The organism is Serratia proteamaculans (assembly GCF_946227095.1).
Taxonomy (GTDB): domain Bacteria; phylum Pseudomonadota; class Gammaproteobacteria; order Enterobacterales; family Enterobacteriaceae; genus Serratia; species Serratia proteamaculans_E.
In genome coordinates this window covers 47,093-73,284 of the sequence record NZ_CAMISV010000012.1, presented here as the reverse complement: position 1 = coordinate 73,284, position 26,192 = coordinate 47,093, and the positions used below count along the sequence as shown (strand labels likewise).

The 26,192-nt window shown below is 56.1% G+C and carries 17 protein-coding genes; 3 read left to right on the top strand and 14 right to left on the bottom strand.

Annotated features, from left to right (window positions below; translation table 11 throughout):
* Positions 1–5 precede the first annotated feature (5 nt).
* The 7 genes from rffG to trxA form a co-directional block, all read right to left on the bottom strand.
* Complete coding sequence (rffG, locus tag OC597_RS20895; protein WP_262210348.1) at positions 6–1,079, bottom strand: dTDP-glucose 4,6-dehydratase; 1,074 nt, start codon at positions 1,077–1,079, stop codon at positions 6–8.
* A complete protein-coding gene (gene wecC, locus OC597_RS20890) occupies positions 1,070–2,332 on the bottom strand; it encodes a UDP-N-acetyl-D-mannosamine dehydrogenase (RefSeq protein ID WP_261463615.1) in 1,263 nt (420 codons plus the stop codon). The genes rffG and wecC overlap by 10 nt, the downstream gene beginning before the upstream one ends.
* A complete protein-coding gene (gene wecB, locus OC597_RS20885; RefSeq protein WP_262210346.1) occupies positions 2,329–3,459 on the bottom strand; it encodes a non-hydrolyzing UDP-N-acetylglucosamine 2-epimerase in 1,131 nt (376 codons plus the stop codon). The genes wecC and wecB overlap by 4 nt, the downstream gene beginning before the upstream one ends.
* A gap of 85 nt (positions 3,460–3,544) precedes the next feature.
* Entirely contained in the window at positions 3,545–4,597 is a 1,053-nt protein-coding gene (gene wzzE, locus OC597_RS20880; protein ID WP_262210345.1) for an ECA polysaccharide chain length modulation protein, read from the bottom strand.
* A gap of 20 nt (positions 4,598–4,617) precedes the next feature.
* On the bottom strand, positions 4,618–5,715 hold the full coding sequence (wecA, locus tag OC597_RS20875) for a UDP-N-acetylglucosamine--undecaprenyl-phosphate N-acetylglucosaminephosphotransferase (RefSeq protein ID WP_099062194.1): 1,098 nt from the start codon (positions 5,713–5,715) through the stop codon (positions 4,618–4,620).
* 313 nt (positions 5,716–6,028) lie between these two features.
* The gene (gene rho / locus OC597_RS20870; RefSeq protein WP_004950874.1) at positions 6,029–7,288 is read right to left on the bottom strand and encodes a transcription termination factor Rho; all 1,260 of its coding nucleotides are present in this window, start codon (positions 7,286–7,288) and stop codon (positions 6,029–6,031) included.
* A gap of 578 nt (positions 7,289–7,866) precedes the next feature.
* Positions 7,867–8,193 carry a thioredoxin TrxA gene (gene trxA / locus OC597_RS20865; protein ID WP_037422813.1) on the bottom strand — a complete coding sequence of 109 codons (327 nt, stop codon included), beginning with the start codon at positions 8,191–8,193 and terminating at the stop codon, positions 7,867–7,869.
* A gap of 117 nt (positions 8,194–8,310) precedes the next feature.
* Between trxA and rhlB the strand changes: the two genes are divergently transcribed.
* Both rhlB and ppx read left to right on the top strand, forming a co-directional pair.
* The gene (gene rhlB / locus OC597_RS20860) at positions 8,311–9,597 is read left to right on the top strand and encodes an ATP-dependent RNA helicase RhlB (RefSeq protein WP_261259700.1); all 1,287 of its coding nucleotides are present in this window, start codon (positions 8,311–8,313) and stop codon (positions 9,595–9,597) included.
* Positions 9,598–9,603: 6 nt separating this feature from the next.
* Positions 9,604–11,100: an exopolyphosphatase gene (gene ppx / locus OC597_RS20855; protein WP_099062196.1), complete on the top strand. Its 1,497-nt coding sequence runs from the start codon at positions 9,604–9,606 to the stop codon at positions 11,098–11,100.
* Between the two features lie 31 nt (positions 11,101–11,131).
* Here the strand turns inward: ppx and rep are convergent, their stop codons facing one another.
* Positions 11,132–13,156, bottom strand: a complete 2,025-nt coding sequence (gene rep / locus OC597_RS20850; protein ID WP_262210343.1) for a DNA helicase Rep — start codon at positions 13,154–13,156, stop codon at positions 11,132–11,134.
* 109 nt (positions 13,157–13,265) lie between these two features.
* Here rep and ppiC point away from each other — a divergent pair, with 109 nt between their 5' ends.
* The gene (gene ppiC / locus OC597_RS20845; protein ID WP_017891252.1) at positions 13,266–13,547 is read left to right on the top strand and encodes a peptidylprolyl isomerase PpiC; all 282 of its coding nucleotides are present in this window, start codon (positions 13,266–13,268) and stop codon (positions 13,545–13,547) included.
* A gap of 23 nt (positions 13,548–13,570) precedes the next feature.
* Here the strand turns inward: ppiC and OC597_RS20840 are convergent, their stop codons facing one another.
* The 6 genes from OC597_RS20840 to bcsB form a co-directional block, all read right to left on the bottom strand.
* On the bottom strand, positions 13,571–15,064 hold the full coding sequence (locus OC597_RS20840) for a M16 family metallopeptidase (protein ID WP_261259723.1): 1,494 nt from the start codon (positions 15,062–15,064) through the stop codon (positions 13,571–13,573).
* 403 nt (positions 15,065–15,467) lie between these two features.
* The gene (locus OC597_RS20835; RefSeq protein WP_085115759.1) at positions 15,468–16,757 is read right to left on the bottom strand and encodes a dicarboxylate/amino acid:cation symporter; all 1,290 of its coding nucleotides are present in this window, start codon (positions 16,755–16,757) and stop codon (positions 15,468–15,470) included.
* Positions 16,758–17,051: 294 nt separating this feature from the next.
* Positions 17,052–19,058, bottom strand: coding sequence for a biofilm formation regulator HmsP (gene hmsP / locus OC597_RS20830; RefSeq protein WP_261168402.1), 2,007 nt, complete (start codon positions 19,056–19,058; stop codon positions 17,052–17,054).
* Between the two features lie 227 nt (positions 19,059–19,285).
* Positions 19,286–22,759 (bottom strand): cellulose synthase complex outer membrane protein BcsC, encoded by a 3,474-nt coding sequence (gene bcsC, locus OC597_RS20825; RefSeq protein ID WP_262210341.1) that lies wholly within the window; start codon positions 22,757–22,759, stop codon positions 19,286–19,288.
* Positions 22,741–23,853 (bottom strand): cellulose synthase complex periplasmic endoglucanase BcsZ, encoded by a 1,113-nt coding sequence (bcsZ, locus tag OC597_RS20820; RefSeq protein WP_262210339.1) that lies wholly within the window; start codon positions 23,851–23,853, stop codon positions 22,741–22,743. The genes bcsC and bcsZ overlap by 19 nt, the downstream gene beginning before the upstream one ends.
* Positions 23,854–23,858: 5 nt before the next feature.
* Positions 23,859–26,168: a cellulose biosynthesis cyclic di-GMP-binding regulatory protein BcsB gene (gene bcsB, locus OC597_RS20815; protein WP_261168405.1), complete on the bottom strand. Its 2,310-nt coding sequence runs from the start codon at positions 26,166–26,168 to the stop codon at positions 23,859–23,861.
* Positions 26,169–26,192 lie beyond the last annotated feature (24 nt).

Here is a 26,192-nt window from a genome sequence, read left to right as displayed (position 1 = left end):
TAAATTTAGTCGGACAAACCTAAACGTTCACCCGCGTAGGAACCGTCCTGCACGCGATGCCACCAGGTTTCATTGTTCAGATACCAGGAAACCGTTTTGCGAATGCCGCTTTCAAAGGTTTCCTGCGGACGCCAGCCCAATTCACGGTCAATCTTTCCGGCATCGATCGCGTAGCGCATATCATGGCCCGGGCGATCCTTGACGTAAGTAATCAGGTCGCGGTATTTCTCCACGCCCTGTGGCTTATTAGGTGCCAGCTCTTCCAGCAGATCGCAGATAGTGTGTACCACCTCAATATTCTTGCGCTCGTTGTGGCCGCCGATATTGTAGGTTTCCCCCACCACGCCTTCGGTAACCACCTGGTACAGCGCCCGAGCGTGGTCTTCGACATACAGCCAATCACGCACCTGCGCCCCATCGCCATACACCGGCAATGGCTTACCGGCAACGGCATTGAGGATCACCAGCGGAATAAGCTTCTCCGGGAAATGATACGGGCCGTAGTTATTGGAACAGTTGGTGACCAGGGTCGGCAGGCCGTAGGTACGCAGCCAGGCACGGACCAGGTGATCGCTGGAAGCCTTGGAGGCCGAATACGGGCTGCTTGGCGAGTAAGGCGTGGTTTCGGTGAACAAGTCGTCCGTGCCGTGCAGATCCCCATACACTTCGTCGGTAGAAATATGGTGGAAGCGGAAGCCTTGCTTCTTCTCCGCGTCCAGCGGCTGCCAATAATGGCGGGCCGCCTCCAACATGGTGTAAGTGCCTACCACGTTGGTTTCAATAAATGCCGCCGGGCCGTCGATAGAACGGTCAACATGGCTTTCTGCCGCCAGGTGCATAATCACGTCCGGCTGATACTCGGCAAACACCCGATCCAACGCCGCGCGATCGCAGATATCCACCAGCTCAAACGAGTAACGTGGGTTATCGGCAATCACCGAGAGCGACTCCAGATTGCCCGCGTAGGTGAGTTTGTCGACCACCAGGACGCTGTCCTGAGTGGCTTCGATGATATGCCTCACAACCGCGGAGCCAATAAAACCGGCGCCCCCAGTGACTAAAATACGTTTCAACGCCATACCCCTTTGGTATCCACGACCCAGGATTGCGTAATTTCTTCCGGCTTAATTGCCTTGAACTGCTTATGGTCGACCAGCATCACGATCACATCCGCCTGCTGCAGTGCATCGGCCAGCGCTTTCAGCGTCACATGGCCCGCCAGCGATTTCGGCAGCTGTTCCACGTTTGGCTCAACCACCAGGGTTTCACCCACGTGCCAATCGGCAATCAGATGCGCCACTTCCACCGCCGGGCTTTCACGCAGATCGTCGATATTTGGCTTGAAGGCCAGACCAAAACAGGCAATTTTCACTTCTGAAGCGCGTTTATCGGTAGCGGCCAGACAGTCGGCCACTGCCGCTTTCACGCGATCAACCACCCACAAAGGTTTCCCGTCATTCACCAGGCGTGCGGTATGGATCAAACGCGCCTGCTGCGGGTTCTGTGACACGATAAACCAAGGGTCGACCGCGATGCAGTGGCCGCCAACGCCAGGACCAGGCTGCAGAATATTCACCCGCGGATGGCGGTTTGCCAAACGGATCAGTTCCCAGACATTGATGCCCTGATCGGCGCAAATCAATGACAGCTCATTGGCAAAGGCGATATTCACATCGCGGAAGCTGTTTTCGGTCAGTTTGCACATCTCTGCGGTGCGTGAATTGGTAATCACACACTCACCTTCGAGGAAAATCTTGTACAGCGTGCTGGCACGCTCTGAGCATTTTGGCGTCATGCCACCAATCACTCGGTCGTTCTGAATCAGCTCAACCATCACCTGCCCCGGCAGCACGCGCTCCGGGCAGTAAGCAATGTTGATATCCGCAACTTCACCCACCTGCTGTGGGAAGCTTAGATCGCTACGCGCCTCGGCCAGCCACTGCGCCATCTGCTCGGTGGCGCCCACCGGAGAGGTCGACTCCAGAATGACCAGGTCGCCCTTTTTCAGCACCGGCGCCAGGGATTTGGCCGCCGCTTCAACATAGGCCAGGTCCGGCTCATGGTCGCCTTTAAACGGCGTTGGCACCGCGATCAGGAAAGCATCCGCAGCCAGGGGTTTGGTCACCGCCTGCAGGTAGCCGCCGTCGACCGCGTCTTTCACCACTTTATCCAGATCGGGTTCTACGATATGGATCGCGCCACGGTTAATGGTATCCACCGCATGTTGGTTAACATCTACGCCCACCACTTTTTTCTTGCGGGAGGCAAACGCCGCCGCCGTTGGCAGACCGATATAACCCAGGCCGATAACCGAAATAGTGTTAAAACTCATAGTGTCACCTGATGATTCTTCAAAGCTTCGAGAATACGTTGGCAGGCATGCCCGTCACCGTAAGGGTTATGCGCCCGGCTCATGGCGTGATATTCGTTTTCGTCCGTCAGCAACCGGGTAACCGCATCAACAATTTTGGCTACGTCGGTCCCCACCAGACGCACCGTACCCGAATCTACCGCTTCCGGTCGTTCGGTGGTGTCACGCATCACCAGCACAGGTTTGCCCAATGACGGCGCCTCTTCCTGAATACCACCAGAGTCGGTCAGGATCATATAAGCGTTAGCCATCAGGTAGACAAAGGGCAAGTAATCCTGCGGGTCGATCAGGATGATGTTGTCAATCCCTTTCAGAATGCGGTTGACCGGCTCGCTGACGTTGGGATTAAGGTGCACCGGGTACACTACCTGCACCTCTGGATGCGAACGGGCAATCTCTGCCAGCGCGCTGCAAATCCGCTCAAACCCGCCACCAAAACTTTCACGACGGTGGCCGGTCACCAGGATCATTTTCTTGTTGGCATCCAGGAACGGGTAGCGTTGTGCCAGGCTGTCATGCAACGCAACATCACCCATCACCCGATCTCGTACCCAGAACAACGCGTCAATCACCGTGTTGCCCGTGACGAAGATATGGTCGTCCGACAGCAGTTCGCGCAACAGGTTCTGACGCGAGTTTTCCGTCGGGGCAAAATGATACATCGCCAGATGACCAGTCAGTTTGCGGTTAGCCTCTTCCGGCCACGGGGAGTAAAGGTCGCCGGTGCGCAAACCCGCCTCTACGTGCCCAACCGGGATACGCTGGTAAAACGCCGCCAAACTGGTCGCCAGCGTGGTGGTGGTGTCACCGTGAACCAGCACCACGTCCGGTTTGAATTCTTCAAGAACGCCCTTCAGGCCTTCCAGAATACGGCAGGTGATCTCACTCAATCCCTGGCCGGGTTTCATGATGTTCAGGTCGTAATCAGGCACTATCTCAAATAACCGTAATACCTGATCCAACATCTCACGATGCTGTGCCGTAACGCAGACTCTTGATTCAAAGGCTTCATCCTGAGCCAGGGCATGTACCAGCGGGGCCATTTTGATGGCTTCAGGTCTGGTGCCGAAAACAGTCAACACTTTCACAGCGAATCTCTTTTGGTCGGTTAACCGCAGGCGTACCTGCGAATTGGGCGCTCACGCGCCCATCAGCGAATTATTATATTATTTTTTAATTACGCGGCCGACGCACCAGGGCAACACCTGCGCCAACCAAGGCGCCCATCGCGCCCCACATGATCAACCAGAATATCCGCCGTGGGCTATCACGTTTTACCGGTTCTTCCGGGGTCCGCAAATAGCGGTAAGTCTGAAATTTCTCGTCCAGCGTCGGGCCGACGTTCAATGTCGACAGCATCGCACGATTTTGATCGTAATCCAGATCGAAAGTCGGTCCCGAAGCCTGCAACCCTTCCAAACGCGCCTGCAGCATAGGTTTGCCCAGCAGGAACAGGTCAGAGTCTGGCAGTTGTTCTGCCGGGGTATCGGTCTGAGTCCGGCTGATGCCCTGCGTCTCGGCAATTTTCAGCGCCTGTTGAATGGTGTTCAACTCGCGCTTATACACTGCCGCCGCTACCGCTTCCTGGCGCTTGACCTGCGCTTTCATCGAGGTAGTGCGGGCCGCCCAGGCGCCCTGGATCTCTTCGTTCAGATGCTGGGCAGCACGGTGGCTGGCGAACGCCACGTATTGACGCAGCAGACGGTTAGCATCCGCCGCCGTTTCCGCCGTCAGCTTCACGCCGTCGTTCGGCACTTTTTTATCATCGCGCGGGGTAAACTGAATGTTGTTAATCAGTTCATCCAGCAATGCCGCATCGGCAGCGGCATCACCTTCCTGGCGCTGTTTGTAATAATCGCTCTGCAGCCAGAAATCGCGACGCGTATCGTAGGCTGCCAATTGCATAATAAATTCATTATAGGCTTCGTCTGCAATGCCCGGTTGCTCGGCGCTGGCGGCTGGCATCGTCCGCACATCCAGATTGCGCAGGAATTGCTGCTGGGAATAATACCCCCCCAACGCGTTCACTGTTGGCCGATCGGTAATCGCCGCCGCACTCCACTCCTGTTTCACCAGGTAGGAAACCATCAGCGCAACTACGGCGAATAACACCGCAATACCGATAATCCATGGCTTACCACGCCACAGGGTGCAGCACAGGCCGCGGATATCGAGTTCGTTATCCACCGCCGGGATATTCTTGTCAGACATTGTTTCTGGATTCATCACTGCCCAAAAGCCTCTGGTTAAGATACTTGCTTATTGCCGTTCGAACGCCGCAGACGGCGCTTGATACGCTTAATGTAACGTGCAACACGCCAGGCGCGCTTAATGCAGTAACCGTATAAAAAGAAGGCAAGCAAGAATAATGCCAACATCACCCATTCAGGGATAAAAGTAAGTCGTTCACCAAGTACGCCGATAGCAGCCAACAACGCTGCCGCCAGGGTAATCAACACGAAAGCCTGCCGTGGCGTAAAGCCCGCGCGCATAATCAGGTGGTGAATGTGTTGGCGATCTGGGGAGAAGGGGCTCATCCCTTTGCGTAAACGACGGTACATGATCGCAATCATGTCCATCAGTGGAATAGCGATAATCCACAGTGCGGTCACTGGATTGATGGAGTGAGCTTTACCCTGTGAGCTTTGCAGCAGCAACCAAATGGCGGTGAAGCCGATCAGCGTACTGCCGGCATCCCCCATAAACACTTTATACCGACGGCCGAGAATGCCGAGGTTAAGCAGGATATAAGGAACGATGGCGGCAATCATCGCAAAGCACCAGAAGGCTAGGTCAGAATGACCACTCAGGTACAGCAACACGCCCAGCGCACCGAAAGACACGCACGAGAGCCCGCCCAGCAAGCCATCGATGCCATCCACCATGTTGAAGGCGTTGATCGCGGCCCAGACGGCAAACAGAGTCACCAGGTAGCCGAACGGCCCCAACTGCATTTCCCAGTCGCCCAGCACATGGCCAAAACTGCGCAGGTAAAGCCCGGCGAAGACCATCATCGCAATGCCGACCAATGCCTGAACCAACGCACGAATTTTAACGCTGATATCGAAACGATCGTCAAGAGCACCAACGAACACTAATATCCCCGCGCAAGCGAGGTAGAGTTTGCCATGCGCAATCGATTGGTCTGAGATAAAGAAGGCGAAGCACAGTCCTGCGTAAACAGAAATACCCCCAACCAGAGGGATCAGCCCCTGATGGCGTTTACGGTAATTAGGTTTATCCACCAGACCAATACGTTTTGCTGCTTTACGGGCAACAAAGAGAAAAGCCAAAGAAAACAGGAAAACAAATAGAATTTCAGTACTCATAGTGAGTAAGTTCACAGTTAACAAGATCTCTGTAGAAGATAAGGCAGCTTAACACGGGCGACAGGTTGCGCCATGGTATCCCGCTACCTTTCAGTCATTTCCTATGACGACAGCCATTCATTCTTATTCCAATGTGCTTGTCTGCTGTTTCGACAGTAACAATGCGCGAACGACGAAGCGCCGACCGCAAATAAGATGAATTCTCAGTAAGTCACGAAAATAACTTACGTTTCCATTTCTGTTACTTATCGTATCTGCCAAAAGCAAAAAACGCCACGACTAGGCGTGGCGTTCTTTGAATTTTTACTCAATTATGAGCGCATCGTCATTATGAGCGCTTCATCATATCGAAGAATTCATCGTTGGTTTTGGTCATGGCCAACTTGTTAATGAGGAATTCCATTGCATCAATCTCGCCCATCGGGTGAATGATTTTACGCAGGATCCACATTTTCTGCAGTTCTTCAGAGGTCGTGAGCAATTCTTCTTTACGGGTACCAGAGCGGTTGTAGTCGATCGCAGGGAATACGCGCTTCTCGGCGATTTTACGCGCCAGATGCAATTCCATGTTGCCGGTACCTTTAAATTCTTCGTAGATAACCTCGTCCATTTTCGACCCGGTATCAACCAACGCGGTAGCGATGATGGTCAGGCTGCCGCCTTCCTCAACGTTACGTGCTGCACCGAAGAAACGCTTAGGACGATGCAGGGCGTTAGCATCCACACCACCGGTCAACACTTTACCGGAAGCCGGTACTACGGTGTTGTAGGCACGTGCCAGACGGGTGATGGAGTCAAGCAAGATGATCACGTCTTTCTTGTGCTCAACCAGGCGCTTGGCCTTCTCGATCACCATTTCTGCAACCTGAACGTGGCGAGAAGCCGGTTCGTCAAAGGTAGAAGCGATAACTTCACCCTTCACCAGACGCTGCATCTCGGTCACTTCTTCCGGACGCTCGTCGATCAGCAGTACCATCAGCACGCAGTCTGGATGGTTGTAAGCAATGCTCTGCGCAATGTTCTGCAGCAGCATGGTTTTACCGGCTTTCGGCGGCGCTACAATCAGACCACGCTGACCACGGCCAATCGGCGAAGCCAGGTCCAGCACGCGTGCCGTCAGGTCTTCGGTTGAGCCGTTGCCGCGTTCCATCCGCAGACGGGAGTTGGCATGCAGTGGGGTTAAGTTTTCGAACAGGATCTTGCTACGGGCGTTTTCCGGTTTGTCGTAGTTAACTTCGTTAACTTTCAACAGGGCAAAGTAGCGCTCGCCTTCTTTTGGCGGACGAATCTTACCGGAAACGGAGTCACCTGTACGGAGGTTAAAACGGCGGATTTGGCTAGGGGATACGTAGATGTCGTCGGGGCCTGCAAGGTAGGAACTGTCTCCGGAACGGAGGAAACCAAATCCATCCTGCAATATCTCCAACACGCCATCGCCGAAGATATCTTCTCCACTTTTCGCATGTTGCTTAAGGATAGAGAAGATAATGTCCTGCTTGCGCATGCGGGCAAGGTTTTCCAGCCCCATATTTTCGCCGAGAGTAATCAGCTCAGAAACCGGCGTATTCTTTAATTCGGTAAGATTCATAGTGGTGGGTTCTTAAACTCGGGGTATGTCTCGAACTTATATCGTGAATGGTATGGCAGCGGGATATATCTTTGGTCTTTCTAGTGGTTGCGTTGGCTTCCCTAGCTCACCCCTGCACTTAGCGAACTAAGCTGCGGAGATGCTTTCGGTTGCCGACTGGCCACACCTTGAAATCCATTGGATATTCGTGCCTGTTTACTGGACGTTCGATCACCGGGCGCTGAGCTGTCACGGTAAGAAATGGCTTACAGAGGACGCGCGCATTGACGGTTTAAGATCGAAGGTACCTTAAAATTGATTTTGCAAAACTGTTTGATTGCTAAAACGCGGGCTGAGTTCATTTTTTCTTTCAACGCCAGCGGTTCAACACAGAGTAAAGCTTTAGATTTAGACTCTTTAGATTTACAACTTCGGGCAAGTTCTATATGCAGTATGGTTAAACTTAACACGCTTCTTGGCAGGCGTCTAGCGGTGAATTGAACATCCCCGCCAGACGCCTGTATATCCCCGTTGTCTCTCACGCGGCGGCGTTTTCGGCCGCAGCGTCACATCCAGTGGGCATAGGGCTTCCCGCCCGATTACAGATTCGCGTTAAGGAAATCTTTGAGCTGACCTTTGGACAACGCGCCAACCTTGGTCGCGGCCACTTCACCGTTCTTGAACAGCAACAGCGTAGGGATACCACGGATACCGTACTTCGGTGCGGTGGCCGGGTTCTGGTCGATATTCAGCTTGGTGATGGTCAGTTTGCCTTCGAACTCATCGGCAATCTCATCCAGAATCGGAGCAATCATCTTGCACGGTCCACACCATTCAGCCCAGAAATCGACCAGGATTGGCCCTTCAGCTTTCAGCACGTCGGTGTCGAAGCTACCGTCAGTCAGGTGAATAATTTTATCGCTCATGTTCTACTCCAAAGGATTGTGTCTACCTTGTTGGTGTAGCATTAACCAACCTAAGGTGACTTTATTTCACCGGATACGCTTTCGTAAAGCAATAGTTAGCTGATATTCTACCACACTATGAGCAAAACACACTTGACCGAACAGAAGTTTTCCGACTTCGCCCTGCACCCGTTAGTCATTGAAGCCCTTGAAAAGAAAGGGTTTCAATATTGCACGCCTATCCAGGCGTTAGCATTGCCGCTCACGCTCTCTGGGCGTGACGTTGCAGGTCAGGCGCAAACCGGTACCGGAAAGACGTTGGCATTTTTAGCGTCTACTTTTCACTATTTGCTTTCTCACCCGGCGAAACAGGATCGCAAGATCAACCAGCCGCGCGCCTTGATCATGGCGCCAACGCGTGAACTCGCGGTGCAGATCCACTCCGATGCGGAAGCCCTCTCCCAGTCCACCGGCCTGAAAATGGGTCTGGCGTACGGCGGCGATGGCTACGACAAACAGCTGAAAGTGCTGGAAAGCGGCGTGGATATTCTGGTGGGAACTACCGGCCGTTTAATCGATTACGCCAAACAGAACTATATCGACCTGGGCGCGATCCAGGTTGTGGTGCTGGATGAAGCCGACCGTATGTACGATCTGGGCTTTATCAAAGACATTCGCTGGTTGTTCCGCCGCATGCCTGCGGTCGATCAACGCCTGAACATGCTGTTCTCTGCCACCCTGTCCTACCGCGTACGCGAGCTGGCCTTCGAGCAGATGAACAACGCTGAATATGTTGAAGTGGAACCGGAACAAAAAACCGGCCACCGCATTAAAGAAGAACTGTTCTACCCGTCCAACGAAGAAAAGATGCGCCTGTTGCAGACGTTGATCGAAGAAGAGTGGCCAGACCGCTGCATCATCTTCGCCAACACCAAGCACCGCTGTGAAGACGTTTGGGGCCATTTGGCTGCCGATGGTCACCGCGTAGGCCTGTTGACCGGCGATGTGGCACAGAAAAAACGTCTGCGTATTCTCGATGACTTCACCAAGGGCAACCTCGATATTCTGGTCGCCACCGACGTCGCCGCTCGCGGCCTGCACATCCCGTTGGTGACTCACGTCTTCAACTACGACTTGCCTGACGACTGCGAAGACTACGTTCACCGTATCGGTCGTACCGGTCGTGCCGGCGAAAGCGGTCATTCCATCAGCCTGGCTTGTGAAGAGTACGCACTCAACCTGCCGGCGATCGAAACCTATACCGGTCACAGCATTCCGGTCAGCAAATACAACAGCGATGCGCTAATGAGTGACCTGCCTGCGCCGAAACGCCTGGCACGCCCACGCGGCGGCAACGGCCCACGCCGTAACTCCGCGCCACGTCGTGGCGGTGCGCCACGCAGCAACCGTAAACGTTCAGGCTGATAGATAATGCTCAGTTCCAGCGCACTTTACGCCGCTATCGACCTTGGCTCCAACAGCTTCCACATGTTGGTGGTACGCGAGGTGGCCGGCAGTATTCAGACCCTGGCGCGCATCAAGCGCAAAGTGCGTCTGGCCGCCGGGCTGGATCAGAATAGTCACCTGTCGCATGAGGCCATGCAGCGCGGCTGGCAATGCCTGAAGCTGTTCTCCGAACGCCTGCAGGACATTCCCCGCGCACAGATCCGTGTGGTCGCCACGGCCACGCTGCGTCTGGCGTCCAATGCCGATGAATTCCTGCAGACCGCCGAGCAGATCCTCGGCTGCCCGATCCAGGTGATCAGCGGCGAGGAGGAAGCGCGCCTGATCTACCACGGCGTTGCCCATACCACCGGGGGGCCGGACAAACGTTTAGTGGTCGATATCGGCGGCGGCAGCACCGAGCTGGTCACCGGTACCGGTGCGCAAGCGGCTCAGCTGTACAGCCTGTCGATGGGCTGTGTCACTTGGCTGGAACGGTTCTTCAGCGATCGTAATTTGGGGCAGGAGAATTTCGAGCGGGCCGAACAGGCAGCACGTGAAATGGTGCGCCCCATTGCGCCACAGCTGCGTCAACACGGCTGGCAAATTTGCGTCGGCGCTTCCGGTACCGTCCAGGCGTTGCAGGAAATCATGGTGGCGCAGGGCATGGATGAACGCATCACCCTGTCCAAGCTACGCCAATTGAAACAGCGCGCCATTCAGTGTGGCAAGCTGGAAGAGTTGGAAATTGAAGGGCTGACGCTGGAGCGCGCGCTGGTGTTTCCTAGCGGGCTGTCGATCCTGCTGGCGATTTTCCAGGAGCTGGGCATTGAAAGCATGATGCTGGCCGGCGGCGCACTGCGCGAAGGACTGGTCTATGGCATGCTGCATCTGCCGGTTGAACAGGATATCCGTAGCCGCACCATTCGCAACCTGCAACGCCGTTATCTGTTGGATACCGAGCAGGCCGAACGCGTCAGCCAGTTGGCTGCCAACTTCTCGCAGCAGGTGAGCAATGAATGGCAACTGGATGCACGATGTCGCGAGTTATTGCACAGCGCCTGTCTGATCCACGAAATTGGCCTCAGCGTTGATTTCAAGCAGGCGCCGCAACACGCCGCCTACCTGATTCGCCATCTGGATTTACCCGGTTTCACCCCGGCACAGAAAAAGCTGCTGGCCACCCTGCTGCAAAATCAGAGCAACACTATCGATCTGCCGCTGCTGAGCCAGCAAAACGCCCTGCCGCCGCGTATGGCGCAACGTCTATGCCGACTTTTACGCCTGGCGATCATCTTTGCCAGTCGTCGTCGCGACGACACGCTGCCCGCGGTACGCCTGCGCGCTAACAATGATGACGAGTTGACGGTGATCCTGCCGCCAGGTTGGCTGGAACAGCACCCGCTTCGGGCGGAGGCGCTGGATCAGGAAAGTCATTGGCAAAGCTACGTTCACTGGCCGTTGATACTGGAAGAACAACGTTGATATGACAAGGGCGCTAATAGCGCCCTTTCTTTTAACCTTCGCCTTTGGCCTTGGCCAACTGGGCACGAATATTGGCCAGGTGACTCTGCCCTTTTTGCATCCGTTCTTGCGGGCTAACCACCTTACGTTCACTTTCCCAAGCCAGATCATCCTGCGGCAGCTCCAGCAAGAAGCGGCTCGGCTCCGGCCGCACCAATTCGCCATACTGGCGACGTTCGCGACACAGGGTGAAAATCAGCTCTTTTTGGGCACGGGTGATCCCCACATAGGCCAAACGCCGCTCTTCATCGACGTTATCCTCGTCAATGCTGCTCTGATGCGGCAGTAACCCCTCCTCCATCCCCACCAGGAATACATAGGGAAACTCCAGCCCTTTGGAAGCGTGCAACGTCATCAACTGAACCTGATCCAGCTCTTCATCGCTCTCACCACGTTCCATCATGTCGCGCAGGGTAAAGCGGGTTACCACCTGGGTCAGTGTCATCGGTTCATCCAGTTCGCTGCCCTCCAGCATTTCCGTCATCCAACCGAACAGCGTATTGACGTTTTTCATCCGCATTTCGGCGGCCTTCGGGCTGGGTGAGGTCTCAAACAGCCAACTTTCGTAATCTACTCCGTGGATCAGGTCACGCACCGCGGCTATCGGTTCACGCTCCGCCAGTTGGGCAATGCCATCCAGCCAGTGAGTGAAGCGCTGCAGTGATTCTAACCCGCGACCGGTCAGGTGCTGGCTCAGGCCGAGGTCAAAACTGGCGCGAAACAGGCTTTTATTACGCTGGTTTGCCCATTCACCCAGTTTTTGCAACGTCGCCGGGCCGATCTCACGCTTTGGCGTGTTAACGATACGCAGGAACGCGCTGTCATCATCCTGGTTGGTCAGAACGCGCAGATAGGCCAGCAGATCCTTGATTTCCGGCCGCGAGAAAAACGAGGTGCCGCCAGAGATTTTGTAAGGGATGCGGTTTTGCATCAGCATTTTTTCAAACAGCCGCGACTGATGGTTGCCGCGATAGAGGATCGCATAATCGCCGTAGTTGGTTTTCTTCACGAAGTGATGGGCAATCAGTTCCCCCACTACGCGCTCGGCCTCGTGATCCTCATTATTGGCGGTCACCACCTTCAGCTCTTCGCCGTAGCCCAGCTCGGAAAACAGCCGTTTTTCAAATACGTGCGGGTTATTGGCGATCAAGATATTCGCCGCCTTCAGGATACGCTCGCTGGAACGGTAGTTCTGCTCCAGCTTAATCACCTGCAGTGCCGGAAAGTCTTCCTTCAACAGCACCAGGTTTTGAGGTCGCGCCCCACGCCAGGAGTAAATCGACTGATCATCGTCCCCGACCACGGTAAAGCGCGCACGGTTGCCCACCAACAGTTTCACCAGTTCGTACTGACTGGTGTTGGTATCCTGATATTCATCCACCAACAGGTAGCGGATACGATTTTGCCAGCGCTCACGCACTTCTTCATTGCGCTGCAGCAGCAAAGTTGGCAACAGGATTAAATCGTCGAAATCCAACACGTTACAGGCACGCATATGCGCGTGATACAGGCCGTAGCAATGCGCAAACAACTTGTCGCGTTCAGAACGCGCCAGCTCCATCGCCCTCTGGGGATCAACCAGGTCATTCTTCCAGTTGGAGATGATGGAAATCAGCTGCGCCACCAGTGTTTTATCATTCTCCAGCCATTTTTCGGTCAGTTCTTTCAACAGCGCCAACTGATCCTGGTCGTCGAACAGTGAGAAATTGGACTTCATCCCCAGCGCAACATATTCACGTTTGATGATCTCCAGCCCCAGCGTGTGGAAAGTGGAAATCATCAGCCCGCGCGCCTCTTTGCGCCCCATGGTTTGCGCCACACGCTCTTTCATCTCGCGCGCGGCCTTATTGGTAAAGGTCACGGCGGCGATGTGTCGCGCCTGATAACCACAGTTGTGGATCAGGTGAGCGATTTTGTTGGTGATGACGCGCGTCTTGCCGGAACCTGCTCCGGCCAGCACCAGGCAGGGCCCGGTAACGAATTCGACGGCTTGTTGTTGGCTGGGGTTTAATCGCATGGCGCTTTATTGCTCGAATTTATAACGTGGAAGAGGATTGTAGCAGAAAGCGCCGATGAGATTTAACGGGTATAATCAGCGCAATTTCTGTATCGATAAAGGCAATACCATGGCAAAGACGGCGTGCGCCCTGCACATTCTGGTAGATAACGAAAAACTGGCCGACGAACTGCTGGCCAAGCTTAAACGCGGTGTCAGCTTTGACACCCTGGCGCGCAAATACTCAACTTGCCCATCAAAACGCAACGGCGGCTCTCTGGGCGAGTTCAACAAGGGCACCATGGTCGCGGCCTTTGATAAAGCCGTGTTCAGCATTCCGCTGCTGAAGCCCTACGGCCCGGTGAAGACCCAGTTCGGCTACCACATCATCAAGGTACTGTACCGTAGCTGAGGGGGCGAGCGCCCCCTCTCTTGTTACTGTGCGCTGGTCTCTGGCGCGGGGGCGGTGTCGGCGGGTTTGACTTCTTCCGATACCACGGCCGGGGCTGGGGACATAATGCCGTTATAGGTTTCCTGTAACTGCTTCATGCTCATCTCCGGCTCCCCTTTCGGCTGCATCAACACCAACGTCGCATCCTGCGAAAGCTGAAGCTTCAGCTCCTGATTCAGCCCCTCCAGCGTCAATCCGCTCAGGAATTCCTGACGCAGTTTTTGATACTGCTCCGGCGCGATATCCACTACGCCGCTTTGTTGCGAGCGCAAGCGCTGGCTCATCAACACATCCGTGTCGGTACGGGCATAGGTGGCGAACAGCTTGCTGAGCTGATCGTTTTTCTGCGCCAGCAGGGCATTAAACTCGTCCTGCGACAACCCATTGTTACGTACGTTAGCCAACTCGCGGGCGATAAAGCCCAGGCTGTTGTTCAGGTTGTTATTAGGCGTGTCGAGATGGATAGCACATTGGGCACGTTGATATTGCACGCGGCAATCGAAGCCCAGATGCAGATTCTTCTGGTCACTCTTTTCCAGCACCTGCTGGAGATGCCAGAATAAAGCCTCGCGGGCCATATCGCCACGCCAGTAGCGGCTCAGATTCTGTGAATCACGGATCGGGTGCCATGGGGCATCCCACATGATCGACAGCGTATCCTGCTTCACCTGTTCGCTGATCAGACTGACCGGCTGTGGTGCCAGTGGCGTCAACGTTGGCATCAGAGCCGGCGTTTCACGCTTGCCTTGCAGCGGCGAAAAAGCCTTGTTGATTTGCTCGCTCAGGCTGCGGCTGTCTACCTTACCCACCACGTACAGCGTCATCGCATCCGGGGTGTACCATTGTTGGTAGAATTTTTTCAGCTGATCGATATTCACCGGGCGCTTCGGTGGCTGGGCCGGATCGTGCGCCAACAGCGTCGAGCCTTTGAGGCGATAACGCCACCAGGCATCTTTCGGGTTCGGCGGGAAGGTGCCGACCGGATCAACGCTGGAATTAACCACCGCATGCACCGTATGTTCGTCAATCGCCAGCTTGCCGGTGGTGTCGGAAAGCCACGCCAGCGCTTCTTTCAGCACATCTGGGCGGTTATTCGGCAGGCTGAGATTATAAATGGTGAAGTCATAAGAGCTGATGGCCGGCGGCAAAGGCCGCTCGCTGTCCACGCTCTGTTGCCACAGTGAACGCAGTTGCGGTGGTGTAAAGCTTTCGCTACGCGCCAACGACAGCCGCGGCAACAGATGGGCAAAGCCAATCTGTTGCGAAGACTCCACTAACGAGCCGGTGTTGACCATCAACCGCAGTTCGACGCGATCGCTCGGTCGTTGCGGCGTGTCTAATATCTGCCATGAAAACCCGTTGGCCAACGCCCCCTGCTGCCAGGCAGGATCGGGTTGTAGTGTTTCAGCCTGCACGCTGCTGTTGGCTGCAGCCAACAGCAGCCCACCTGCTATGAGATGAATTCTGGTGCCCTGCATGTGAACCCCTACTTAATAACTATACCCGTCGCCTTTCAAGTTGCAGCGTTGTTAGCTGCACTCGCTCACCTCAATTACTTACTCAAGTAAGCGCCTGAGGATGAGCGAGCTGGCCGCCTAGCCGCAACTTGAAATTCATAGGGTATATCCAATTTCTTTATGCAAATGCGGATATTCCATTCACCGGAATATTAGGCTGCGACGAACAGCCTACAAAACGCCCTGAGTTTCACAGTGGGGCGGAAAGCAGAAAGTGTACCATCGAGTTAGACCGCGCGCCTTTGCGGATGTCACTCATTAGTGTGAAAAATAATGGATAACCGAGTTTTTAATGCAAGAAATCATTACGCGGGGGGATAAAACATCACCGGCTGCGGCTGCAACCGGTGATTTGAGGATAAAATCAGGCTGAAGGCAGCGTTTTATCGGCTCCTGAGCCGTGCTTGTTGGACAGGGTGTCATGCAGTTGTTTTTCATCCAACTGTTTACACCATTTTGCCACCACCACCGTAGCCACCCCGTTACCGACCAGATTGGTCAGGGCACGGGCTTCCGACATAAAGCGGTCAATCCCCAGGATCAGCGCCAGACCGGCCAGCGGCAGATGGCCCACGGCAGAAATGGTCGCCGCCAGCACGATAAAGCCACTGCCGGTCACCCCTGCCGCCCCTTTAGAGGACAGCAACAGCACCACCAGCAGAGTCACCTGATGGATAACATCCATATGGGTGTTGGTTGCCTGCGCGATAAATACCGCCGCCATGGTCAGGTAGATGGAGGTGCCATCGAGGTTAAAGGAATAGCCGGTCGGAATAACCAACCCCACCACCGATTTTTTGCAGCCCAATTTTTCCATCTTGTCGAGCATGCGTGGCAGCACCGACTCGGAAGAAGACGTCCCGAGTACGATCAACAACTCTTCTTTTATATAGCGGACAAACTTGAAAATGCTGAAGCCGTTGGCACGGGCAATCGAACCCAACACCACCACCACGAACAGCACACAGGTGAGATAGAAACAGGCAATCAGTTGGCCGAGTTGCAGCAACGAACCCACACCGTACTTACCTATGGTAAACGCCATCGCCCCGAATGCCCCCAACGGCGCCAGGCGCATAATCATATTGATGATGCCGAAGATCACGCGGGAGAAGCTTTCGATCACATTAAAGATCAGTTGGCCCTTGTCACCCAGACGATGCAGGGCAAAACCGAACAATACGGCAAACAGCAGCACCTGCAGAATATTGCCGCTGGCGAAGGCGCCGATGACGCTGCCGGGAATGATGTCCAGCAAGAACGGAATGATACCTTGCTGCTGGGCCTGCTCGGCGTAGACCGCGACCGCTTTGGCATCCAGCGTACCCGGGTCGATATTCATTCCGGCCCCTGGCTGTACCACGTTGACGATCAGCAACCCAATCAGCAGCGCAATGGTGCTGACAATTTCAAAATAGAGCAGTGCAATTGCACCGGTACGGCCTACGGCCTTCATGCTCTCCATACCCGCGATGCCCGTCACCACGGTACAGAAGATCACCGGAGCGATGATCATTTTAATCAGCTTAACGAATCCATCGCCCAGAGGTTTCATCTGCGCGCCAATGTCAGGGTAGAAATGGCCAAGCAGGACGCCCAGCGTAATCGCTGTCAGCACCTGAAAATAGAGGCTCTTAAAGATAGTGAGTTTCATATGAACATCCTTTGGGGGGAAGACACGCACCAGGCGGTAGTCTAGTTATCTCGCCTGTTCATCGCTTGCGCGGAAAATAACACCCACCTAACAACATGGAAATAATTTGTTGCACCAATAGATACATGTTGATACGAATTTAAGAGCTGAAGCGCGCCAGCCCGGATGTAAGGCTGTGAATTGCGTAACCCTTTGTTTGCACTAACGCAAAAGAGGTAGGCAGCCACTGGCGGTTTTCGGACAGGATAAACGGGCGGCGCGGGTGCCGCCCATGGCAAAAGGCAAGAAGGAACCTCAGGCTGGAGGCTGGCAGAACTCGGCTTCAAACTCACTGCGCGGTAAAGGACGAGCAAACAGGAACCCTTGGCCGCTATGAATACCGTGCTGCAGCAGCCAGTCACGCTGCTCGGCATTTTCGACGCCTTCGGCCATCACCGGCAACGCCAATACCTCGGAAATCGAACTGACGATGCGCACCATGGCGTCGTCCGTCGGCAGGCCCTGAATAAAGCTCTTGTCGATTTTAATCAAGTCGATTGGCAAACATTTCAATCGGTTAAGGTAATTCAGGCTGGAATATCCCATGCCAAAGTCATCCAGTGCGATGGAAAGGCCCAAATCGTGCAACTCCCGCAACAGCGCCAGCGCACGATCGAGATCGTCAATACGCACCGTTTCGGTAATTTCCAGCAGCAGCTTGCGCGGGTCAATCTGATGCTGCGCCAACAGGCTCTTCAGGTGCGGGACAAAATCCTCGTGCTTCATCTGGATCGGGGACACGTTGACCGCCAGCGGCAGCGTAATGCCACGGGTCTGCCAATCCGCCAGGATCAGACAAGCCTCTTCCAGTACCCAGTTGCCGAGCGGCACGATCACGCCGAGTTCTTCGGCTAACGGAATAACGTCTGCCGGCAGGATAAAGCTGCCGTCATATTGTTGCCAGCGCAGCAATGCCTCGGCGCCGATCACCGCGTTGGACTGCATATCGACCTGCGGTTGTAAAAACAGGGTAAAGCGGCGCTGCTCGATGGCATGCAGGATTTCACTTTCCTGCGTCAGTCGCTTCTGAGTGCGTTCCGTCAGGCTTGGCTCGAAGAACAACACCTGATTTTTGCCTTCGCGATGTGCCGTCATCATCGCCGAGGTGGCACTGCGCAACAGCTGTTCCGCGCTCTCCCCCGAATTAAGATAATGGGCGATACCGATGCTGGCGCTTGGCCGCAACGGCATTTCCTGCAGGCTCAACGGCGCATTAATCTGCGCCATGATGCGGCGCGCCAGTTGCATGGCATGGAACGGACGCTCAACGCCTTTAGCCAGAATGGCAAACTCGGTTTTGCTCAGCTGCGCCAGCACGCCGTTTTCATCTATGCATTCACGCAGCTTCTTCGCCAGCGTCAACAACAGCGCTTCACGCATTGCCGGATTGAGTACGCCGGAGGCCTCGTGCAGCGTTTCAATGCCAATAACCAGCAAATTAAAACGCTCGGGCCGCAGGCTGGAAGCGATATGCTGCTCCAGCAGGGCGGTAAACAGCGCCTGATTGGGCAGCTCGGTGACCGGATGATGGGTGCTCATGCGGCTCATCTCGGCATAGGCTTTGGCCAGCCGCTGTTGATTGCGGTTGTAGTTGCGCACCAGCAGCCCGAGCTCATCGTCCTGGTGCAATACCGGCAACATCAGTTGATGATAAGGCGCTTCTTCCTGCGAAATATTATCCAGCTCTTTAGCCATCGCGCGCAGCGGGTGCACCATCAACCGATTCATACACCAGCTAATGGAGACCGACAGGATCAGCGCCAACAGCAAATAGGTCGATAACATGGTCGACAGCATGCTGAGAATGAATTGATACATGCGGAATGAATCGGCCTGCAGCACCAGATAAGCCAGTGGCTGCGGGTTGGCCGGCACGCGCTCCAGCGAATAGAGCGGAACGGAAATCTGGATCGGCAGCTCGAACAGGCGAGCGATCAGCGTCGGTATCGGACGTTCCGGTGGGAAGTTGGCGTGCAACGCCTGGAATTCGTTCGGCAGCACGATATCCGCCCGGCTCAGGATGCCCACCGGCAACAGGGTATTCAGCACCCGTTTGGTTTCCGGCACGTCCATGCGCAACACCGCTTCCGCCAGCGGCTGACGGACGGAATGAGCAATGTTTTCCAGTTGCTGGGCATAGTCATCCCTGCGCTGTTGCACAAAATGGAATAACTGGATCACGATAAAGATACAGATCGTCACCAGCGCTACGCCGGATACCGTTGCCATCTGTTTAATCGTTAATGAACGCCTGACCCGCAAACCTGCTCTCCGCTACTTCGGGCTGAAATAAAAAAGGGATGAATAATACCCATCCCTCGGACCGGCCTGAGTATACTCGATCGTTGACTGTTTTTATCTGGCCATACCCAGGACAAAACCAAGAAAACCGCGGGTTTCAGTCTTTTCCTAATGGGAATAAACACAGGGTAGCAAAACTACCCTGTGTCCGACACTCTGAATCTACCTGAGAATCTACCTGAGTTGAGTTACTTGAAATCGGCGTACGGCGTCAGCGGCTGCGGCGGTAAATCCAAATCACCTTGCCAACCGGCCATCGAATAGCGCAGATAAATCAATGCGTGGCTTGGCGTATAGTCTTTCGCCTGCTGAATATCGAGACCGGCACCGAGGGTCCAGTGCGAACTGAGACGGCGCTCAACAATGGCCCGCAGGGTATAACCGACACCGGAAGAAGAACTGCCGTCCTCAACCGCAAACTTGTCCGGCAGCGAGTCCGGGATCAACCCCTGCAGTGGATAGCGTTGCTGACTGTTGGTTTTCGAATGGGACAACGACACCGACCCACCCAACTCCCATGACCAATTCTCGGTACGCTGGCGATAATTGACCGGCACCGCCAGTGACATATATTGCTGCGGACTGTAGTAGCCCCCCTGGCCAAGAGAGTAACCACTCAAATCCTTCTGATAGTGCCACAGCATGGTATTCAGCCCGACGGTGACGCGGCGGTTATCTTCATTGATCAGCTTGTAGTAATAACCTGCCATGAATCGCTCGCGCTGGTTATCCTCAACGTTCTTACCGGTCAACTGATGCGCACTGAGATCGGCCCAGACGCCGTGTGCCTCGCCGCGATCGTAGCTGCCGCTCAGACTGACCCCGGTGGCGCGAACGCCGCCCCAGGTGGTACCGGTATTCGGGTCTTTGGTACCGCCAAACGCCAGTAATGAGCTGGAAACCGGTCGGCGCGAAGCCGCCAGCGTCCAGCCAATGTGGTTCCAGTCATTGCTGTAGGCCAGCCCACCGACCCAGTCGACCACTTCGAAACCCATCGGAGTAGTGCCGATATCCCCCGACCAGCGATCGTTCTGCCAACCTACCGCCACACTGGTACCGGTGGTTTTCTGATGCTCGTCCCCGCTACAGCCCTGAGTATTACAGGTGCCGAAGGTCTCGTAATATTTGCCGCTGCTGTCGGTGGAGAAACTGCCGGCATCCAACTGCACGGTATCGGAACGGAAAAACGCCCGCCCGTCGTACAACGGCATATCCACCTGCAGCATGGTGTCATGCGCTTTGTAATCGGAGATGCCGCCGGTGCCGCTCGAGCCCCAGTAATCGTGATCGAGTGTGACATTAACATCCTGCTGACGGTACAAATCCGCCGCGTCCGAGCGGATACCGCGCTTGAGCCAGTCGTCGCCTGGATTATTGCGTGTCAAATAGGTGTAGCTGTCGTTATCCTGCGGCACGCTCGGTGCAATGCCGCTGGCCACCATCGCCTGTTTATAATCCTGTTGCGCCAGCACCGGTTGTAATTGGTCACGTTCCAGTCTTGCCGCATCGCGGTAAATCAGCGCCTTCGACTGGCTTGCCGGCTCAGGCTGGGCCGCCGTTTTCAGCCGGGTAAAGATATCGGTGGCTTTCTGCGGTTCGCCGACGGCGTACCAGGCGTTTGCTTCCCGCCGCTCACTGTTGCCTGAAGGCGTCGGCTCCGGCGCTTTGGTTTGCAAACCCTGGCGAGCCTCGCTCAGCCTGCCCTGCGCCACATAAGCCTCTATTTCCCCCAGCCGCGCATCCGGGTTATTCGGCTCACGCGTCCGTACCCGCTGATAGTCCGCCAGTGCGGCGTCATAGTCACCCCGCGCCAGCGCCCAGTCGGCCAACTGGAGATCGATGCGGGTATCCGCCGGCTGTTGGCGCAGATAAGCCACCGCGCCCGGCTCGTCACCTGCGGCACGTAGCTGCTCGGCATGCTCCAGCGTCGCCTGCATTTTCAGTCGCTGTGCCAGTTCGCGCATATTGTCGTTCCACTGCGCGGCGGGCAAAGAATTCAACTCCGCCAGTGCCTGCCGGTCGCGATCGCTGCCGGAGAGGTACAGCGCATAGGCATAGGTCAGTTGCGGATTGCCGCGCTGTTTTTGCGCCAGTCGCTTGAACAGGGCATCCGCCTGTTGTGGCTGCCCGGCCTGACGCAGCGTTTGCGCATAATGGTAAGTCAGCCAGACGTCATCGGGGTCCATCTGCTGGGCACGGCGGTATTTCTCCGCCGCCTGATGCCACTGTTGCTGCTGAACCAACTGGTCGGCCTGCTGTTTCAGCATATCGAGTTGCAGACCTTCGAGCGTGCTGCGCAGTTTATTTTGCTGACTGCGCGGCAGGCTGTTGAGATAGGCCAGCGCCTTCTCCGGCGACTGACGCTGATAGATATTCACCAGGCCACGCACCGCACTGCCGCTGCCCGGATCCAGCCGTAACGCCTGCTGATAAAAACGCTCGGCGGCGGCGTCATCTTTACGCGCCACCGCAACGTCACCCAGGCCGATCACGGCACTGCTGTCCGTGCTGTCGAACTGCCGCGCCTGTTGGTATTTTTGCTGCGCCAACGGCAGATTGCCGGCTTTCAACGCCTTGTCACCTTCGTCGACCGCCAGCCAGTAACTGTTGCTCTTGATCAGGCTCTGCCACTTACTGCTGCCGTAGCCGCTTTTATCGGCCTGCAATGCCTGGCGGAACAGGCTCAGCGCCTGCGGGCGATTGCCTGCGCGGGAATAGGCCTGCCCGAGCGCGCCCAGCACTTCGGCATCATTGGGGGACGCCGCCAGCGCTTTCTTCAGTTCAGGGATCGCAGCACGACTGCCACCTTTATCGACCTGTGCCAACCCACGCACCCGCGCCAGATAGACCGGGTCCGATAACAGCGCCTGCTGCCGGGCCAGTTCTTGTCGGGCGCTGACCGCCTGATCGCCGGTATCAAATACCCCGAGGAAACGGTTGAGCGCCGCCACGCTTTGCGGGCTGACCGGCATGGCTTTCACTTTCTCCAGCCACAAATCGGCCGCATCTCCGCGCCCGGCTGGATCGGCCGCCACTTTCTGCAGCAAATCATAGGCCTGAGCGTCACGATCCTGACTAAACAGCATCCGCGCCAGCGACATACGCAGCGGTACGTTGCCGGAATATTGTTGATCCAGTGTCTGTAGCTGCTTTAGCGCCGCCGCTTCCTGCCCCGGCAGCCGTGCCACCAGCCGCCAGTATTCCACTGCCAGTTCAAGCGTCGGCGGATCCCCATGGAACAGAGAGTCATACTGCGCCTTCGCCTCCGGCAAACGACCAGCGGTCGCCATCAGCCGCGCCTGCTGCAGCTTTTGCCGGGTTTCCGGCTGGGTCAGCAACATGTTCATTTCCGCCTGGCGATAAGCGCTGGACTGCGGGGCAATCTTTTTCAGCTTATCCAACTGCTGCTGTGCCAACGCCTGATTACCCTGCCGCAAGGCCAGCCGCATGCGAGCTGAAATCACCTCCGGGTTGTTCGGATCCATCAGTTCAAGTCGGTAGAGCGACTGGCGAACCAGCTCATCTTTGTTACCGGCCTCACCAACGCGCACCTGCTCCAACAGCCATTGCTCAGGTGCGACGGTTTCTGCCCCCTGCGCCTGCGGCAACATTGCCAGACTTAAAGGCAGCAGGCCCAGCCAGTTTATTCGGAAGTTACGCATTGGCCGCCCCAGGCGGGTTGAAGTTCACCCTGCCGATTAAAACGATAACGTTGTTGATCCCATCCCTGGCCGAACAACACCAGCGAAGCGCTGAAATAGGCATCGTCGCCCGGCGGGTTTTGCTGAATACGTTGACGCTGCACCTGCAACGCCTCGGATTGAGTCGCCAGCATCGGCAGCATTGAGGCGGAGAAGCCTACCGGACCGTCACCCGTGGTTTTGCCGCTGGCGGTATCCGTTTTCTCCGGCGGTACCCCCTGTTGAACGGTGAACTGGGCCATCGGCTGTAACTGCTTGAGCAGCGCCGCCTTGTGTTGATCGTCGTCCGCCAGCATGCCGGCCCATAAATAAACCCGGATAGCGTCATAACTGCCGATATTCGGCTTGACGGTGTCCGGCTGCCAACCCTTGCCAACCTGCCACACCACCCAGTCCGGCGAGAAGCCGTGGGGGGCCGTTTCCAGCCACAACCGCTGATTGGTTTGCTGCATCGCCCGCCATGGGCCGTTCAACGCGGCAAAACGTGCCAGCAGTTGCGGCGGCAGGTAACTTGGGTTGAGCCGCCAGCGATCTTCCGCCACGAACCCTACCTTGCCCGGTAACAGCATCAGCCCCAGACCGGGGATATCCGCCACTTCTTCACGGGCAATACGCTGCAACAGCAGGGTGCCGATGGTTTGATAGCGACGGCTTTTCCACAGGCGACCGGCCTCCAGCAGGTTATAGGCAATCCACAGATCGGCATCGGAAGCCGAATTGCTGTCCAGCACCGTCCACTGCTTTTTATCGTCTTCACCCCATAACCAGGCGGGTAAATGGGCGCTGAGATCGCCCGCTGCCAAATTGTTTTCCGTCCACGCCAACAGAAGGTCGAACGCCGGTCGATCGTTTGCCACCAGCGCAAAGAACAGGCCATAACTCTGGCCTTCCGAGGTGGTGATACGGTTCGGGCTACTCGGGTCGATCACCCGTCCCTGCTCGCTGATGTAAAACTGTTTGTACTGTTGCCAGGCCGGCCACTCGCAGGCCGCCGCCGCGCTAAAAGCGCACAGCAGCAGCATGCCGAATGTCAGACCTTTCAGCGTCGCAGGCATGGCAATCAGTCCCGATCTTCAGGCGACAAACGACGACGGCTGAAGGCCTTCAGACCACGCCACAGCATCAGTGCCAGGATCACCACCACCGCTACCGCGATCACCGCCAGTAATACCGGATGGGTCGACAGTGCGTGCCAAATGCGTTCCCACCACGGCAGGTGACCGACATAATAAACATCGCCCACTCGCAGGCTGTTCACCCCCGACTCCCGGATCACCGCCACCGAACCAAACACCGCCGCACGCTTGCCGCTGTCCAGCAGCGCGTCGTTCAGCAGATCGTAGCCGCGCGGGCTGTCGGCCAGTAGCGCTACAATGCTGCGCTGGCTGTTAAACGGTGACTGCACGCCAACAATCGCCGACATGGCACCTTCTGAACTGATGGTGGTTTTGCTGTCCGCTTTGGTGTCTTCCGCCAGTACGTCCATGGTCGGCAGCGGTAACTGCCGTGTCGGCTGCTTCACCCAACTTTGGGTTGCGTCCACCAGCAGGTTGATTTTTTTGTCGTCCCGCAGTTCCGGCGGAATAGTGCCGATCATCAGAATATCGGCGTCGCGTTCTTTGGCCTGTGACCAGTCATCACTCACCGTCACCGCCAGCGCCGGGTAACCGGTCTGGGCGCCGATAATGCCCATCGCGTTCAGCAATGCGCTGACCTGCGGTGGCTGTGGCTGTTTGTTCACCAGCACCAGGGTCTGCGACAAATCGGCCAGGCGACTGAAAGGGAAACCGGCGTTGGCGAAGGCACGTAGATCCGGCATTGCCATAAAGTGGCGGTAACCGGAGAAATCTATGGTTGATGCACCGTCGATCACCGCATGGTTGGCAGTAAAGGAGTAGGTTTCACAGCGCCCTTCGGCACCGCTGGCCAGCAGCGTGGTGTAGTCAAAGTCGAAACGCAGTTGGTTGGTGGCCCCCAACCGCAGCGCCGGAATATTGACGCTTTTGTCCGAATCGATCAGCCCCTGGGTCAGCGGCAAACGCAACAGTTGAGCGCCCTGTTCATGCTCCGGTACCAGCGAGTAAGCCTGCACAAACTGGTTGTTCAGGCTGACGCTCAGGCGCGAACCGTCCTGAATACGCGGCGCGGTGTAGCGGTATTTCAGATGCATATCAATGCCGGTACTGCGGATCAGGAACAGGTCCGGCGGCAGGTTCATGGTCAGCGAGATCGGGCCAGGCTCGATGCCGCTGGTCTGCAGTTGTTCAGCGTATTGTTGCAGCTCGGCAAAGGTCATCGGCCGGTCGGTTCGCACCCAGTTAGGCGCGTCGTACGGCTGGCGCGGTGCCAGTTGTTCCACTTTGTCGACCGTGACGTTCTGACCGCGGAACAGGATGTTGCCCTGCGCAATCCCTTTCACCGCGGTGATCAAATCGTTGTCATCGCGTCCCTGTACCAACAGCAGTTTGATGTACGGGTTATCCGGATGGCTGATCATCTCCACCGTCGGGCCATTGACCGGCGGGTAATCACGCAGGAAGTCCGGGCGCTGCTTATTGGTGGCGAAGACGATGGCATGCTGTTTCGGCAGTTGGTTATACAACGCCGGGAACGACTGGCCACGCCACTGGGCTTTGCTGCCGAACCACGAGGCCAGAATGCCTGCAGCGCGCTGTTGGGTGATATCCGGCTGCCCGGCAAACACCATCGGTAAGGTCAGCGGCCGATTGTCGCGGCTGTCAAAGAACGGCTCCGGGAAATGCGACAGTTCGTTCTTCACCGGCAGGGTTTGGTAGCGCAAATTCAACGAGCTGGATTTGCTGACTTCGAGCCACAGCGTGGTGCTGGCCGGGTTTTCACAAATGTTCTGGTAATGACCGACGAATACCAGCCGCACACGGTTAAAATCGGTGATATAGCGGGGATCGATCGCCATCTGGAGGCGATTGGGCTTGCCGAGCTGCTCTTTGGTCAGGGCAGTCACGCCCATCAGCTCGTCATTGAGATACACCTTGACCTGTGATTCCACCGGGATCAGTGACGGTGACGGAGTGAACTCCAGATCCAGCATCGCCTGCGACACCACTTCATCGCTGCGCACACCAAACTCGACCTGACCATCCGGCCGGGTGCCACGCAGGGTAAAGGTCCCCGGCGGCGGCGCAATCTTGGCAAACGGCAATTGCACGTCACGCACCGGGGCATTGGGATCCTGCGGTGCGACCGATCCCATCGGCGTGGTGACCGGCCCATCGGCAGGCACCGTCACCGGCGGTTGTGCGGCAACGGTCGGCGCGGTGGCTGTTTCAGCCTGAGACAGGGTGCTGATGCCTAAGGCCAGGGCGGTAAACCAGGTTATTTTTCTCGTCATCGTATCATCATCAATGTTAGAGCC